Origin of the sequence: Bacteroides sp. 41_26 (genome assembly GCF_949740115.1) — a bacterium.
In the GTDB taxonomy this organism is placed as follows: Bacteria; Bacteroidota; Bacteroidia; order Bacteroidales; family Bacteroidaceae; genus Bacteroides; species Bacteroides nordii.
On record NZ_CATJGZ010000046.1, the window covers coordinates 1 to 18,008 of the forward strand.

General features: G+C 40.5%; 8 protein-coding genes. 1 reads left to right on the forward strand and 7 read right to left on the reverse strand.

The window, feature by feature from the left end; translation table 11 throughout:
- Nucleotides 1-670 precede the first annotated feature (670 nt).
- On the forward strand, nt 671-2,485 hold the full coding sequence (locus QX565_RS02305; protein WP_289291062.1) for a MutS family DNA mismatch repair protein: 1,815 nt from the start codon (nt 671-673) through the stop codon (nt 2,483-2,485).
- A gap of 34 nt (nt 2,486-2,519) precedes the next feature.
- On the opposite strand, the gene xyl3A is transcribed toward QX565_RS02305, so the two are convergent.
- From xyl3A to QX565_RS02340, 7 genes are all read right to left on the reverse strand, one after another.
- Complete coding sequence (gene xyl3A, locus QX565_RS02310; protein WP_263665934.1) at nt 2,520-5,108, reverse strand: xylan 1,4-beta-xylosidase; 2,589 nt, start codon at nt 5,106-5,108, stop codon at nt 2,520-2,522.
- 232 nt (nt 5,109-5,340) lie between these two features.
- Nucleotides 5,341-7,908 carry a glycoside hydrolase family 3 protein gene (locus QX565_RS02315; RefSeq protein ID WP_289291064.1) on the reverse strand — a complete coding sequence of 856 codons (2,568 nt, stop codon included), beginning with the start codon at nt 7,906-7,908 and terminating at the stop codon, nt 5,341-5,343.
- A gap of 23 nt (nt 7,909-7,931) precedes the next feature.
- Nucleotides 7,932-9,326: a glycoside hydrolase family 30 protein gene (locus tag QX565_RS02320; RefSeq protein WP_007487338.1), complete on the reverse strand. Its 1,395-nt coding sequence runs from the start codon at nt 9,324-9,326 to the stop codon at nt 7,932-7,934.
- A gap of 9 nt (nt 9,327-9,335) precedes the next feature.
- Nucleotides 9,336-11,615 (reverse strand): GH92 family glycosyl hydrolase, encoded by a 2,280-nt coding sequence (locus QX565_RS02325; protein ID WP_289291067.1) that lies wholly within the window; start codon nt 11,613-11,615, stop codon nt 9,336-9,338.
- A gap of 148 nt (nt 11,616-11,763) precedes the next feature.
- Nucleotides 11,764-12,729, reverse strand: coding sequence for a BT_3044 domain-containing protein (locus QX565_RS02330; RefSeq protein WP_289291068.1), 966 nt, complete (start codon nt 12,727-12,729; stop codon nt 11,764-11,766).
- A 30-nt stretch (nt 12,730-12,759) separates the two neighbouring features.
- A complete protein-coding gene (locus QX565_RS02335) occupies nt 12,760-14,766 on the reverse strand; it encodes a RagB/SusD family nutrient uptake outer membrane protein (RefSeq protein ID WP_289291069.1) in 2,007 nt (668 codons plus the stop codon).
- 31 nt (nt 14,767-14,797) lie between these two features.
- Nucleotides 14,798-17,917 (reverse strand): SusC/RagA family TonB-linked outer membrane protein, encoded by a 3,120-nt coding sequence (locus QX565_RS02340; RefSeq protein ID WP_289291071.1) that lies wholly within the window; start codon nt 17,915-17,917, stop codon nt 14,798-14,800.
- Nucleotides 17,918-18,008 lie beyond the last annotated feature (91 nt).

Here is an 18,008-nt window from a genome sequence, read left to right on the forward strand (position 1 = left end):
CGAAATATAAACGAAATAAAATAATACTAAATAATTAATATTCAATTAAATAACAATAAGAAAAGTACATATGCAATAGTAAATTATTTAATGCGTCGGCCCTGTGCCTCGGTGTATAGCGTTGTTTTACATGTACATGTAAAGCAGTACGACATGTGCATGTGGAACAGTACGACATGTGCATCTCATGCAGCTTTACATGTACATGTAAAACAACGCTGTGCACCGGAAAAAAGAACGTTCCTTTCTGAGAAAGACAGAAAACAATACCGGACAAGGGTAACAACGGCGTTTAGGGACACTTCCGGCACCGAAAAGATATGCCCATAATCTTCGTTACTGATCGATAACTCTGTCTGTGGTAAATTTCACAGAGTTTTATTATCCGGATAAAACGCAGATTAACGCGAATTATCGCAGATCAAAATCCTGTTCTTCTTTATCTTATACTTATTTTTCTTTGCGAAAATCTGCGTTCATCTACGCTTCAATGAACCATCGCTCGTCGTATCTCCCCGTGTGGGAAACACTCATTACTGGTCAATATTGGTACTTTCTCCTGAAATAGCCTACTTTAGTTAATAAAAAGTAAATCTGCTATTGACAAAAACAAGCCCCACACACGCTACCTGTTAATTATACTACTTTTGTAAAAAACAAATAAAATAATATGGAACAGCTAAAGAATATTATCAATACTTATCAGGATATCATTAAGAGTGCAGAGCAGAAACTCGGAAAAGCAAAGCAACAGATCTACCGTATTGGCACTTTAAGACTAATATTATTCGTAGCCGGCATTGCAGGAGTTATTCATTTTTGGGACAATGGATGGATTGTTATCACAGGTGTGGTTGCCCTTACTTTCGTCCCTTTCCTTTTTCTGGTAAAGTTACACAATCGTTTGTTTTATCAAAAAGAGTATCTCGAAAAGAAAATAGAAATAAACCAGCAAGAACTTCAGGCTATAGAATACGACAGTTCTTCTTTTGACAATGGAGAAGAATTTATCAATCCGGCACATCTCTATTCATATGACCTCGATGTGTTTGGTGAACGTTCACTTTTCCAGTATATCAACCGTACTTCAACTGATTTAGGCAAAAAACGGCTGGCTGCCTGGCTCAATACCCATCTGGAAAGTAAAACTGAAATAGAAAAACGTCAGGAAGCTGTAAGGGAACTTGCCCCGGAACTAAAGATGCGCCAGCGTTTCCGTATACTCGGTTTGCTATACAAAGGAAAATCTGCCGATGAAGAGGAAATAAAAGCATGGGCCGACAGTCCCAGTTATTATAGGAATCATGCTATCCTCCGGGCACTTCCTTTCATCGTTCCTGCTATTAATATTATATTTATAGCACTGGCCATAGCAGGTATAGTATCAGGTACAGTACCAGGTATTATCTTCGTTGGCTTCTTCCTTCTCAGCTTTGCCTTTTCAAGAGGAATAACAAAGATGCAGGCACTCTATGGAAAGAGGCTTCAGATACTTGCTACTTATGCCAGCCTCATTCATATCATTGAAGAAAAAGAGTATCATAGTGCTGCACTACAGGAGATAAAGGAACTTGTAGGTGGTGACAAACAAACCGCCTCACAGGCTGTTAAAAAACTTACTGCTTTGATGAATGCACTTGACCAGCGTAATAATATGCTGATGTCTTTTGTTCTGAACGGTGCTCTTTTCTGGGAATTACGACAGATTATGCGGATAGAAGCCTGGAAAGAAAAGCATGCTTCCGAACTCCCATCCTGGCTCAAAGCTATCGGAGAGATGGATGCTTATTGTTCATTAGCTACTTTCGCTTACAACCATCCGGAGTATATCTACCCACAAATTACTTCTACTCCCTTCTCTATGGAAGCGGAGGCATTGGGACATCCACTCATGAACCGTGATAAGTGTGTATGCAATGATATAGATATCGCCAAACGTCCTTTCTTCATCATTATTACAGGGGCTAACATGGCAGGGAAAAGTACGTACCTGCGTACAGTAGGAATCAACTACCTATTAGCCTGCATAGGTGCACCTGTATGGGCCAAACGAATGAAACTGTATCCGTCCCGCCTAATCACCAGTCTGCGCACCAGCGATTCACTTACGGATAATGAATCTTATTTCTTTGCCGAACTAAAACGTCTGAAACTTATCATCGATAAGCTCAATGCAGGTGAAGAGCTATTCATCATCCTTGACGAAATATTGAAAGGAACAAACTCCACCGATAAGCAAAAAGGTTCTTTTGCCCTTATCAAGCAATTTATGGCACTGCAGGCTAATGGTATCATAGCCACACACGACCTTATGTTGGGGACACTTATTAATCTCTTCCCCGAAGATATCCGCAACTATTGTTTTGAAGCAGAGATCACCAACAGTGAGCTTACTTTCTCTTATCAAATGAAGAACGGAGTAGCACAGAATATGAATGCTTGCTTCTTAATGAAAAAAATGGGGATTGCCGTCATAGACGACTAATCCCCATTTCCTGCGATTCTTCAACTAACTCTTTTCATTTCAACTGAAGACTCAGCTTATTTTCCGGCAAAGTATTCGAACTGTTACCATACATAATTTCATAATCTCCCGGTACAATACGCATGGTATTAGTTTCGGGATCAAAAAATTCAAAAGTATCCGGTGAAAGTGTGATGTTGACTGTAGCAGACTTACCCGCTTTCAAGGTTACCGGACGGAAAGCCCGAAGGCTTTTCACCGGCCCCTCCTCATCGTCCGCTTTACGAATATAAATCTGTACTACCTCAGTTCCATCACGTTTACCTGTATTCTTTACATTAACTTTAAATTGCACCGGCTGATTGATAGTAGCCACCCGTTTATTTAATCCGGCTTTTGAAAATTGGAATGTTGTATAACTCAATCCATAACCAAAGGGAAATAAGGGACTCTCTGTCATATACCGATAAGTGCGTCCTTTCATACTGTAATCTTCAAAATCGGGTAACTGCTCTGTGTTTTTATAGAAAGTAACAGGTAATTTACCACTCGGATTATAATCACCAAATATAATATCAGCGACTGCTGTTCCGCCAGCCTGACCGGGATACCATGCTTGCAATATGGCATCACATGATTGAGTTTCGGGCACCAATGCCATTGCCGAACCGGAACAATTGACAAAGATCACTTTCTTACCAGCTTTCTTCAATGCCTTCAGAATGTTACGCTGTACTTCCGGCAGTTCGATTGAAGTCCGATCACCACCAACGAAGCCGGGACAATTCACAAAGTTCTTCTCTTCACCTTCGAGATTAGGAGAAATACCACCAACAAAAATCACAACATCCGCCTCCTTCACTCTTTCGGCTACTGCTTCGGGAGCAATCTGACGATAGATACCCAAGTCGAAACGCAATACAGCCTCAGCACCAGCCTGCATATATTCTATCTTGATCTTATACTCTTTCCCGGCAGCAGCTTTCAGGGTATATTCCCTTTTAGCGCTGGCATGTGTACCCCAATAGTTAATGACCTCTTGTCCATTCACGTATACACGATAGCCATCATCACCTTCAATAACCAATGTATAATCACCATTACTCTTCGGACGGAAAGTTCCCTCATACGAAGCAGTAAAGTTGTAAAGGTTCACTCCCGGAGCATAAACCGTATTACCTCCATTATTGAAGTTGAAAGGAGTGCTGACTTGCTGTATAGCTGCCACTTCACCTTTCAAATCCAGATTATTCCAATAAGTACCGGTAAAGCCAGGTTTACCGTTGTTAGATATTTCGCTGAAATAAGAATCGAATACTTGGTTCGTGAGTAACTCACATCCTTTCTCGTAAATAACATTACCTATTTTATTACGGATTCCTTCAAGAACAGTCACCGTGTGAGATGGAGTCCCTTCATAATTTCCCCATTGCATGACTGAATCGTTTGCATTAGGTCCCATTACGGCTATACGAGCACCGGTTTTACCCAATGGCAATACCCCATTGTTGTGTAGCAATACCATCGATTTGCGGGTAATATCCAAAGCCATTTGCTTGTGCATCTGACAATCTACCGTATCGATACTAATCTTACTCCAAGGAACCAAAGCATCATCGTCCATCTCTCCTAATTCAAAACGGGCTTTCAACAGACGAAACAAGCTGGTGTTGATTCTCTCTTCAGAGATAAGCCCCTCTTTTACCGCCTTGTCCAAGTGAGCGTATTCAATGCCACACTCCAAATCCGTTCCACTGAGCACAGCTGCCGCACTGGCATCGGCCGCGTTCTTGTGGGTAGCATGGCGATCACTATAGAAAAAGTCACTGATAGCTCCGCAATCACTCACCACCACATGCTTATATCCCCAATCGTCACGTAAAATCTGAGTCAGCAGTCGATTACTTCCACAGCAAGGATCGCCCTCAAACCGGTTGTAAGCACACATTACCTCTTTCACATCAGCTTCTTGTACCAATGTTTTAAAAGCCGGTAAATAGGTTTCCCACAAATCACGGGGAGAAATATTCTCAGCATTGAAGGAGTGTCGTTTAGCTTCCGGCCCGCTATGCACTGCATAATGCTTGGCACAAGCGTGAAGTTTATCGTACTTGGCATCGGCCGGCCCTTGCAAACCTTTTACTACTGCCACTCCCATACGACTTGTCAAATAGGGATCTTCTCCATAGGTCTCCTGACCACGTCCCCAGCGCGGATCACGAAAGATATTTATATTTGGAGTCCAAAAAGTCAGGCCTTCGCAACGCACGCCTCTCCGACCTTGCCGATGTGCATCGTGATACTTGGCACGAACCTCATCGCTGACTGCTGTGAATATATCCTCTATAGCTTTGTCATCAAACGATGATGCCATCCCCATAGTAATTGGGAAAACAGTAGCAATTCCGGCACGAGCCACACCGTGTAACGCTTCATTCCACCAATCGTAGTGAGCTATACCCAAACGCTCTATCGGGAAAGATTCATTTTGCATCAGAGTTACCTTTTCTTTTAAGGTTAGCCGCCCTAACAAATCTTCGGCACGCTCTTCCGGAGAGAGATTGGGATTCCTGTAAGGCTCATTTTGTGCCATACCAACCAGAGTAGCTGTACTCAAGCATAAAGTGATAATAAGCTGTTTCATCATATTCCTTTTTATTTATTTTTATTCCTGCACAAGTCTATCAGTAATAACTACCTATTGAATTATCTATTTTATTAAGTGGTACTTCAAATTTAATTCATACTATGCCAGTGTTTTATTGAAACGCAAATGATCGCAGATTTTCGCAGATTAGATGGCTTGCTGCACTTAAGGAACGATATTCTTTACGTAAATTTGCGATAATCTGCGTTTCAATGATACGATCATTTAATTAGGATACAGTACTTATCTTAATAGTTTCCTCAATGCTAATATTCTCAGAAGAACCACCCACCTGAAAAACATACTCACCTGTGGGAGTCACAAACTGACGGGTCTTCTCATCCCAATAACGTAACTCCTTTTTAGGTATAGAAATAGTAATATCTGCAGATTTTCCTTTCTTTAAATGTACTCTGGAGAAACCTTTCAGTTGCTTTAACGGCATGTATGTCCCCGTTTCCGGATAACGGACATATACCTGAGCTACCTCATCACCATCGTACTTTCCTACATTGGAGAGATTGAATGTAATGTCAACCGTATCATTTGACTGCATAATACTCTTTTTCTTATATTTAAAATTCGTATAACTCAATCCGTAGCCAAACTCATACAAAGGTTTTCCCTCAAAATATTGATAGGTCCTGTTCTTCACAGAATAATCATCAAACGCAGGAAGTTCATCCAACGAGTTGTAATAGGTCAATGGAAGACGTCCACCCGGATTATAATCACCAAACAGAACTTCGGCCACTGCATTACCTCCCTGTTCACCGGGATACCATGCGTTCAGTATAGCCGGAACATTTTCGTCCATCCAATTAATGGCCATAGAACTCCCGGCAACCAACACTACAACCGTATTTGGATTTACTTTATAAAGCTCTTTAATAAACTCTTGCTGATCAATAGGTAACTCAAGCGAATAACGATCCTGCCCTTCTCTTTCAATAGATTTATTAATACCCAGTACCGCTACTGTCACGTCACATTCCTTTGCTACTTTTCCAGCATCTCCAAACAATGCTAAACGGTTGGTCTGATCTGTAACCGGTGCTTTCCAGTAAAGGCGTGCGAAACAGTCACCACCACCATCAAAATATTCCACTCTTAAATCATACGTTTTACCGGCTTCCAGCTTCACTACGACTTGATCCATCTGGGCACTTCTCTCTGTCCAGGAATCTATTAGTTTCTTACCATCTAAAAACAAGCGGCAACCATCGTCTGTTTTCAACCCTAAGGTATAATCACCCGATACAACCGGCTTTAAAGTCCCTGTCCAACGAATAGACATAGGAGCTTCAGGTTGAAATCGATCAGGACGGTGAACAGGATCATAAAGTAACTCTTCTTCCATACGTACAGAAGGTGTACCTTGCAGATCGCTGTTATCGAAATATTCTGCTTTCAGGCCATTTGGGAAAAAGCCCTTGGAGATGGGATCAAAATCAGTACCACTGGATACCCAAGGGGCATGTACTACCTTTATATTTGCATTCTCGGCATATTTCTTAATGCCATCAAGTACAGAAACCGGAGTATTTTTAGGATTACCACTATAATCCCCGAATTCACAATGGGCAGCACTGATACCTACTACGGCAATGGATCTTATCTTTTTCCGGTTTAAAGGCAGGAAATTCTTCTGATTCTTTAGAAGAACCATACTTTGGCGAGCTGTTTCTAAAGCCAATTCCTGATGTTCTTTACAACCTATGACAGAGGGTTCTATTTTATTATAAGGATTCTGCGACGGATCATCAAAAAGCCCCAAAAGCATCCTTCCACGTAAAATATGATAAGCAGCAGAGTCTATTTCCGCTTCGCTGACCATGTATTCGTTGTATGCCTTCAGCAATGGAGCCGTATACACACGATCTCCACACTCCAGATCAAGTCCGGCTTTGAGAGCCAATGTAGCAGCTGCTTCCAGATTTTTCACATATTTATGTTTTGTCACCATCCATTCGGGGGCACTACAGTCCGAAACAATATAACCGTTAAAGTTCCAGTCACCACGCAATACTTTCTTGATCAGATAGGTGTTGACAGTACAAGGAACATCGTTTACAGCATTATAAGCCATCATGATGGATTGTGCCTTACCATCAACGATACAACGCTCAAAAGCAGGCAAGTAGTATTCACGTAAATCACGTTCGGACATCCTGGCATTACAACTTGAACGATTATGCTCTTCATTATTAGCAGCAAAGTGCTTCGGAGTAGAGACTGTTTTCAAGTAACGGGGATTGTCTCCTTGCAAACCTTTGACAAACTCACAACCAATCCTTCCGGAGAGGAAGGGATCTTCCCCATAAGTTTCAGGAGTTCTGCCCCAACGAGGGTCACGGGCCATATTTACTGTAGGTGACCAGAACGTAAGCAGATCACTGCCACCAGCAATCTGTTTCTTTCCATAATCCAACTCTTTCCAACGTCCTCGTGCTTCATCCGAAATAGCAGTGGATACCCGAAAAATAAGATTAGGATTCCAGGTAGCAGCCAAGCCTATAGCCTGAGGAAACACTGTAAACTCACCCGGACGAACTACTCCGTGTAAGGCTTCATTGCCATGATTATATTTATCTATGTTAAGACGGGGAATTTCCCTTGCGTCGTTCACCAACAGAGAGACCTTTTCTTCCACCGTCAATCTATTAAGCAAATCTAAAATACGCTCATGCTGAGGAGCGGTCATGTCACGAAACAACTCAGTCTTGTTCTGTGCCTGTCCGGACAGAGAGAACACTAACAATGGAATCAAGCATCCTATTAATTTCAGAATCTTCATTATGCAAATTTATTGTTTAATAATTAAAGGGTTATCGTATTAAATGTTTTGGGAGCCAGTTTAATATTTATCACATAGCCTTTACAAGCTATCCGTACTTCCCGTTCTTTCTTATCCTTATTAGCGCAAAGGATGACAATCTGATTATCAAGGTTTTTGAATGCCAGTACATCATCACCATTCAAGACTTTCAGTTTACAGGCTCCTCTTCTTACAAAATGACTTAAATGCTTCATCAGATAAAATTCCGGCGTATAAATCACCTCTTTCGTCTGCGAATCAATACGAATCATCGTATTTTGTTTCCAGCCCCAGGAACTGGCTCCATCATCCGCCAACACCATATTCCAGTACATATAAGAATTGACGCCGCCATTTAAATAGATTTTCAGCAAATCAAAAGTATGTTCCGCAGCCGCCCAATCGAAAGTACCACTGCCACATTCGTTTTCTGTTTGCATCAATTTCATAGTAGGATATTCCCGATGAATATCGGCTACAACATCTTTTCCTTCCCATTGCAGACCGATCCCACGGATATACTCAGAGGCATCGGCATTCTCCATTACACACTTCAGGTCTTCCATCTTGTTACAATTGAACGTACCGAACCATAAATCGACATCCGGATGTTTTTCGCTAAATACAGGGCCCAGATATTTACCTATAAAGTTTGCCATAGCCTGGGGTGTCCAACTACAATTCGGCCACTGATGCTTTGTATACGGTTCATTCTGAAACTGTAGCAGAGAAATATCAATACCATTCTCCTTATAAGCATTTATAAACTTAGATAAATAGAGAGTGTAGGCTTTGAGATATTCCGGTTTTTGAATAAAATGATCTCCTGCTACTTCGTTTTCCTTTGTAAAATCATTATGATCGCCAGGAGCCGTCGCATAGTGCCGGGTGGTTTTCATCCAAACCGGAGGGCTCCACGGTGAAGCCCATAGCTTTAAATCCGGTTGAATAGCCAATGCCGCCTTTATATATGGAATCAATCCTGTTTTATCACGTTCTATACTAAAATTCTTCATCTCAAAGTCATCCGGACATTCATTAAAACTATACCAATCACGGGCATAGTCATTCGCACCGATTGGTAAACGGCAGAAAGTATATCGTACTCCATCCGGCCCGAATAATTCTTCCAGAATAGTTTTACGTTGTTTTTCTGACAACAGAGTCAAAGCGTCCCATCCCAACTCATTGAAACATCCTCCAAAGCCATCTATAACCTGTTCCTGAAACTCAGAAACGATAATATCCGCATTCGATTCAGCATACTTCTGAACTTTAATACGAGTCTTTTGCCATGGTAATTGTTCTGAAGTGGTATAAATCTCAGCCCTTTGCGCATTCAATGGCAAACAACTGTACACTAAAAAGAATGATAAAAATAAGGTTCTAATCTTCATATAGTTAAATTAATCATTAATACATGTATCCTCAAGTGAAGGAGGAGCGTCATTTACACCTGATCCCCATTCCGGATTACACTGGTTTCCCATTATAAATTCCAGTTTGCCTCCATTCATTATATCTTCGTGGCTAAACCAAGGCTTAGACCATACTTTGCCATTAAGTTTAGCGGACTGAATATATTTATTGTCAACCGAGCAATTACGGGCAACGATTTCCAAAACACTTCCACTACATAGCTTTAATTTAACGGAAGAGAAGAACGGACTTCCAATATTATATACCGGTAGTCCCGGAGTGACCGGATAAAAACCCATCATTGAGAAAACAACAAAAGAAGACAGTCCGCCACCGTCCTCATCTCCGGGAACTCCCATCAGGTCATTTCTAAACCACTGATGAATCAGCGAACGTATCCGCTTTTGCGTCTTCCAGGGAGCTTGTGCATAGTTATATAAATAAGGAATATGCAAAGAAGGCTCATTAGCCATCGAAAACTGCCCCACATTCCCGGTGTGATCGGGTAGTTGAGAATAAAATTCATACTTAGGTTTGCCCAGCCATTCATTAAAGGTCGCGTCTAAGTTATTAACAAAAGCATCAGCTCCTCCCATCATCTGCACTAAATCGGCAAAGTTGTGTTGAACATCCCAACGATAAGTCCAGCCGTTGTTCTCACCATAATACTCACGTGCGCCCATTCCTCCGGAAAAACGATAATCAAATGGTTCTATAAAATAGCCATCTTTATCTTTAGGATGAAAAAATAAAGTTTTCGAATTAAACAGATTCCGATAGTTATAAGAAGATGACAAATAAGAATCCGCTTCCGTCTTTAGTCCAAGAGCAGCAGCAATACGTGACAGACACCATTGATCATACGACGTTCCTAATGTCACAGCCACCGACTGACGTTTTTCAAAAGAATTAACCTCAAGTACTGTCTCTTTTTCTCCGGGCATCAAAGAGGGTATATAGCCTTTCTCTTTATAAAATTGATCTATCCAACCAGATTTGGCACTCGACCATGGAGCCAATGTCTTCTCTTCTATTCCTGCTTTAGTATAAATATATGCCTCTTGTAGATCAAAATCACGTACCCCTTTATACCAGGCATCTGCTATAATAGCAACTCCATGGTTACAATTCATTCGCCGGGAATCACCTGTCACTTCGGGGAAGTTGGGAAACCAATGGTCTGAACTCAATTCCGACATTCTCAAATAAGAACGTATTATATTCGTCTGTTTCTTTTGATCCATCAATATCCGTAAAGGATGAGCGGCCCGATAGCTATCCCATATCCAATCGTCTGTATAATAATCGTATCCGGCATCCTCATGGACTTCATTATCATATACACTGAAATAATGTCCATCTTCACTAATATTCACCGGACGTTCCAGGCAACGGTATAAAGAGGTGTAAAAAACAAACTTATCATTCTTCGTACCACCAGCGACTTGTATTTTACCTAACTCATCGTTCCATATCTTGCGTCCGGCGGTTGCAACATCTTTCAACTTATAGTTTTTAATTTCTCTTCTCAAATTCTTCTTTGCTTGCTCTACACTAATATAGGAAACACCGTAACGAACATTCAAAGACATCGGAGCAGCTTCCCACGCAACCACCACACAAGTATTGTCTCCTTTAGCTTTCTGTTTACCTACCTCCCATTTATCGGACTGAAGTGTGCCTATCCTTGTCGGTTTCACATCCATTTCCATATAAACATATACCCGCAAGTTATTCCACATATTCTGATAGCCGGAAATAATATTTCCAGCAACCTCCAATTCACCATTTCCTGCATTCAGGATAAGATAAGGAGTTTTATTTTTCTTATAATTAAAATGATATATTGCGGATTGATGAGACGGAGCAAATTCAACATGCAATTGTTGGTTACACAAATCCACCTGATAATGATAAGGTTTTGTGGCTTCATTGTCGTAATTAAAATTAATCACCCGGGATAGTTCAGACTCATTTCCCTGAAAGGGCGATAGGTTAAAAGCGAAAGATCCCCGATGACTGATCTGTATCAGAGGAAGTCCATGAATTTTATCGGAAGTATAATCACTTCTTTGCGGATAAACCCGTAACATGCTGTTGGGCAGATGTACAATCGGATATGTTGGTACCAACAAATGACTGATATTCCCCATGTATGGATTTACATAGTCAACCGGTTTTTGAACAGAAGAGGCTTTCAATTCTACAACGGAATTCATTCCCATTAAAAAGGATACAATAAGTATTTTACGTACAATATTTACCATAAATAAATAGTTACATGTGTTTTAAAAAGTGTTACTATAGAAAAACAGATCCCATGGAACGATTTGTTGTTATGCATCTCTACCCCCATGAGACCTGAATAAAAAATCACTGAAAACAATCCTTATTTATCTTAAAATACAATGCCTGTTACCTTATCATTGTTTCTTCCATGGTATACCAAATATCATAATCGGCATCGCCATTGCTTCCGTCTTTCCCATCTTTCAACAAACGATAGCGATAATTCAAATAAAACGCCTGATATTTAATATTATTCTTTTCATAAGTCGTATAATAATTACTTTCTCCTGCCTTATCCAACATTTCAATTTGAGCAGTCCCCATCGGAGTAATGGTTAAAGTAGCATCTTCATTTATTGTAATGCACATTGCATACTTCCTGATGTCCGCTTTCGTTAATTTAGAAGCATCATAACTATTCAGCCCAACAAAACAACGAATAGAGTTCTTCGTCAAAGGTAACACATAACGGGTTAACGAGAAGGATTTACGAATATCTTTATCCTTTTCGGCATCAAAATGTTCTTCCAGACCTCTTGTTTGATAAGTTGTTACAGGCGATTGAAAAGCATAATCATTTTTCAACAACACACGATATAAGACGGTACGCTTATCCGGATTTATCTCATATGCCGATACACTCTTTATACGCAATGGTATCAAATAAATAGAATCGGGTGACAATCCTTCCGGACGTACATGTACCGGTATAGTACTATAGTTATCTTCACTATCCGCTTTTAACACTGTACTCATAAGCGGTATATCATAACGGGCGGGATCAAGCAGATGTGCAAATTTCGATTCATCAATATCAAAATTCAGCTTATTATACTTAGCCAATGCCTCGTTATCGGGTTCCAGCTCTACAGTTACATCCTGATCGATATGCTTCGTTCCCCCGCACCCAATACTGATATATCCGGTAGACACTTCCTGATTCAAATCGTGATTCACCGAAAAAGTCAGATTTTCAACGCTCAGGACATTTATCACTTTCTTGTACAATTCTTTGTCAAATTGTGCATCTTCGTCACATGCTGTCATTCCAACAGTCACAGCAGCTATCAATAATATACGACTTACTTTCATATTAATATTCTTCTATTCATATTGTTTACATTAATCATCCCATCCCGGATTCTGGTCCAGTTTAGAGGCCTTTCTCATTTCATCCCGGGGAATAGGTAAAAATACGGTCTTCCTATCAACCACACGGTTACGGTAATCGGCATGAGTGACAACAGAACGCTGATAGAAATCATATTGATCTCCTGTTATATTCATTCCTTCAATCGGTTTATTTTCTTCCTCCTCATAAATTCCCCAACGACGAATATCATAAAAACGTCGTCCTTCAGCCAAGAACTCCACCAATCGTTCTGTCACGATCTGTTTATCCATACTTTCTTCTGTGACATAATCTTGTGGACGTAAGCCCGGTAAACCGGCTCTATAACGAATCTGATTAAAAGCACTAATCATATCTTGAAGGTTACCGGCTCTTGACAGTTGATAGGTCTCGCCACTTTCCATCGTTATTGAGTGCGTACTATTCAAATGATTAACAGCTTCTGCATAAGACAAAAGAATTTCAGCATAACGAATAATAGGAAACGCTTTACTCACCCGGGTTCCCCCGTCAGCCCAACTGTCAAATGGATTAATATATTTTTTCAACACATATCCGGTCACAGCATAGTTTACTTTTGCATCTTCTCCGGAAGCAGCGTCCATTCCAGCAGAACCTCCTTTATAATATGTAACCGTTACATTCTTCTTATCTGTGGAGTTAGATGAAGTAGCCGGCCAGAAACACCCACTAAATCCAACGCAGGCATAGAATCGCATTTCACGATTAGCATACATATTATACGTATCTCTATTCAGACGATAGGCAGAGAATGTCTCTACCTTTTTGGTTTGGCCTTCTTCTGAATATTCATCGGGACTCGCTTCCTGAATTGTTTTTCCATTACGCGTTTTATATGCATCAATAAGTTTCTGCGTTAAGCACATACCGTTGTAGCCACCCATATTTATCGGAAAAGACTGACGTGTGAATTCTGCCACATCTCCGGAATTCCGGGCCCAGATAAATTCTTTGTTCTGAGTTGGATAAGTTTCTCCATTGAACATATCCGTATAAGATTTCAAAGGGTCAATTCCACCAGCTCCATTCGGAAAAGGATCAGAAGGCACACCCGCCGGCAATGGAGGAGTTATATATGCACCATTAGACAAAGCAACTACCGTATGCAATGTATAACGTTGTCCACCATCCATTTCCATCACTCGTCTGGCAGCAGCAGCCGCTACAGCCCACTTTCTTTCATCATAAGTCTGAGAAATATACTGTACACCATCTGTACCACGCTTCCAATCTCCAAAATAACGATAGGCCGCTGTACCTCCATTAAATGCCGGACTGGCAGCCTGCAAACGTATACGGGCAATAATCGCATAAGCAGCCCCTTTAGACGGACGACCAAAATTCAAAATGGGCACATCAGATGATATATATTTGGCTGCCATTTCCAATTCAGAACAAATATACTCCACTGATTCATCATAAGTAGCACGCGCACGATCATAATATTCAGCATCTGCATTCGTATCCAAAGGCTCATCTCCTATTATTATAACCGGTCCATAGTTCATCAGAATATGGTAATAAGCATATCCACGCAAAAAATGAGCATATCCCAATAATTCCTGTTTTTCTAACGGAGTGATATCCCTGCATTCGTTCATCCTACTCATTATCAGATTGGCTTTACGAATCACTTTATAGCACGTCCCCCAAACACCAAGACCTTTAGTATCGGCAGCAGAAACCTGCCCCAATGTCAGAGCTTTCCCATGAAACAGTCCAGGATCCATCAATGTAAAAATATCATCGGCCGCCGTAATACCAGGAGTAGCATCGTTCCCGAAAATCTTACTCTCGTCCGGCAATTCTCCAGCTGCTCCCCACAAATATTTTTCCAGATTCCTCTTATTAGAGAATACCGAATCATATTTTAATGTATCGTCAAAATACTTATCAACACTCAAAAAATCACATGAGCTCATTAATCCCAATGTTAAACACGAAATTAATAATACACTCTTATCTATGAATTTCATACTCATTCAAATTAAATCAGAAAAACATTACTTAAAAATTCACATACATCTGGAAAGCAAAGCGCTGCGGAATAGGATATGCACCACCATTATGATCGGCCTGCTCAGCATCCCACAGTTTCATCGGACTCCAAATACATAAATCAGACGCAACAAATTGTAAATCAAGAGAACGTACTCCCAAATATTTCAACAATTTACCTGCACCCAAGTTATAGTTCACACTCACTTCCTGTAGTCTCAAATAACGTGAATTAGCATGCCAAAATGTGGAGAACTGGGTATTGTTCTTATTACTACCATAGCTAAGGCGAGGGAATTTTGCATTCGGATTCTCAGTTGAAGGATCACCGGAATAAGAAGCCGGCGTCCAACGATTATTCTGATCGGCAACGATTTTCAGTACATTACCGGTCTTGCCACCATAGAAAGGAATGTAACCTTCACCATTTTTCCCTTTATCCCAATATCCATTATCGTCTACAAAATAATAATCAGTATTACCGGTACCTTTGAATAAGACACCTAAGGTTAAGTTTTTATAGACAAATTCCCCACCAAATCCGTACATCAAACGCGGATAGTTCGGATAGGATAAAGGTACCTGATCATCATCCGTAATCTGACCGTCACCATTCACATCTTTATATTTGATATCACCCGGTAAATAATCTCCAAAAGTTTGCTTGGGGCTGGCGGCAATATCTGCTTCATCTCGAAAAAGTCCTAAAGCAATATATCCGCGATATGCATTATTCACATAGCCTGCTTTATCCTTATAGCCATATTTCTGTACAGCCTGTTCCCAGTTTTGTACTTCATTGGCAGAATAAGTAAAGTTTCCACGCAATGTAAACGACATGTCTTTATTGATTCTCTGTGTAAATGAGATATTACCATCTGATCCATAGCTTACCATTTTTCCGACATTACCATACGGCATTTTCTGCAAACCGGCATATTCCGGGATCAGTTGACGTTCCTGATAAATACCATCGCGTTTATCTCGGAAAATATCTACCACAAAGTTCAAACGTTCGCCAAACAATTTAGCTTCAACGCCAATATCCACTTTCTTAGCAACTTCCCATTTCAAATTATCAGCTCCGATTACTTCCTCTGTAATAAATCCGTTGGAACTCCCCCAACCTCCGCCACCACCTGACTTCATAAGTGTCAAATAAGGAAAACGAGTATTCGTTAAACGATCATTACCTACCATACCGTAAGATCCGCGAATCTTTAAGAAATCTAACCACGGCATCTTCTCACGTACCCATTCATATCCGGTAGGAACCCATCCAGCAGCCATAGCGGGAAAGAACCCAAATCGATTTTCCTTGGCAAAATTAGCTGAACCCGTATAGCCGAAATTCAAATCTAAGAAATAAGTGTCACGAAGTCCGTAAGTAATACGCCCTGAAAGGCCCTGATAACGGATTGGAATAGCATACATACTTTGCAAACTCGGATCTTTATCATTAAGATCCTTATCTATCTTCTGTTCACTACTCATGTAATAGTACAGCAGTCCGGTCAGACGATGATATTCTGCAAAAGTCCTTTCGTAATTCAGCATCGATTCGAAATGTACTTTATAGAATTGCATATCTTCAGGATGTTTATAGGTGACAGGTTTACTCTCTACACTTGAAAATAGACCGAGCTTACCTGTATAATGGCGTCCCGCTGCATAAAACATCTCAGGAAGTACTTCACGCTGTTCTTTCAGATTCACCTCTGTATCATAAGCAACCTGTACCCTGCCACTCAACCCTTTCGTTATCATTGAAAAGTCTTGCTTCAATTCCACGGTAGATTTTCCGCGAAAATGCCGTATATTGCTCATTCCTGTATAATTCAACATCACATAGGGAGAGTACGCATTATCTGCTCCATAAGCAGGCAATTGCCCGGTTGAATAGACTTTTGGAATAGTCAGTGGAGTTAAGTTCCGCTGTGTAGCCCACAAATTATCTGTATTTGCATTACCCGGTTCGGACTTTTCGGAAAGAAATCCGTCTGAGCCAAAATAAACAGTGGTTGTCTTGGTAAGATTGATATCCAAATTGACACGATAGTTGTACGTACGATACCCTACTGCCGTTGAATATTTCGATGACTTCTCCTGCTTATAAGCAGAAGACTCATTGGACATACCCAAGCTTAAATAGTACCGTGCCAAACTACCTCCACCTTTCGCATTTACATAATAAGTCTGTTGCAAGGCATTACGATTCAGAACTTCGTCTTGCCAATTCACATCCGGATATAAATCCGGATCAAGCTGATATTTGATCAGATCCAATGCCATATCCGAATATGCAATCGGATTTCCTCGAACAGCAAGCGCCTCATTTGCCAATTTTGCATACTCATAAGCTCCCAAATACTCCGGCATATTTACCATGTGAGAAATAGTCAGATTGGCACGTCCTGTGATTTGTAATTTATCAGCCGTACCTCTTTTGGTAGTCACCAATACAACTCCATTTGCTCCACGAACTCCATATACAGCTGTCGCGGAGGCATCTTTCAATATAGAAAAACTTTCAACATCCGACGGGTCAATTTCACTCAAGTTACCTTCCAAACCGTCTATTAATACGAGAGCACTGCTGTTAGCACCAAACGTACCAATACCTCGAATCCAAAACTCTGAGATATTTTTCCCAGGTTCACCACTGCGTTGTAATGAAATAATTCCCGGAATACGTCCTCCCAACATATTGTTGATATTAGTTGCCGGAGTCTGTATATCTGCTATATCTACATTCGTAATAGCACCTACTACACTGGCTTTACGTTGTGTCCCCATCCCCACAATGACCGTCTCTTCCAGTACTTGTGAATCTTGTTTTAATTTAATTACAACATTACTTTCCTGCTTGGTGACCAAATACTCTTCCTGTTTATAACCTAAGAAGGAAATGGCTATAACATCATTCTTTTGAGCTTTCAAAGAGAACTTACCATCAATGTCTGTGATAGTTCCCACTCCCGGAGAATTTTTAACGTAAACATTAGCTCCCGGAACCGGCATATCCAAATCATCGTATACTACTCCGGACACCGAAAACGTACTTTTTTGTTGTGCAAATGCAGTTATATAGCTACACAACAAGAATAATAAAAATATATATTTCTTCATACTTCTATGTTGTATTCCTAATAATTGAATACTTTTTTATTTGTTATTAACTTTATAAATCAATTAGTTATCTCTTTTCTCTCATTTTTCA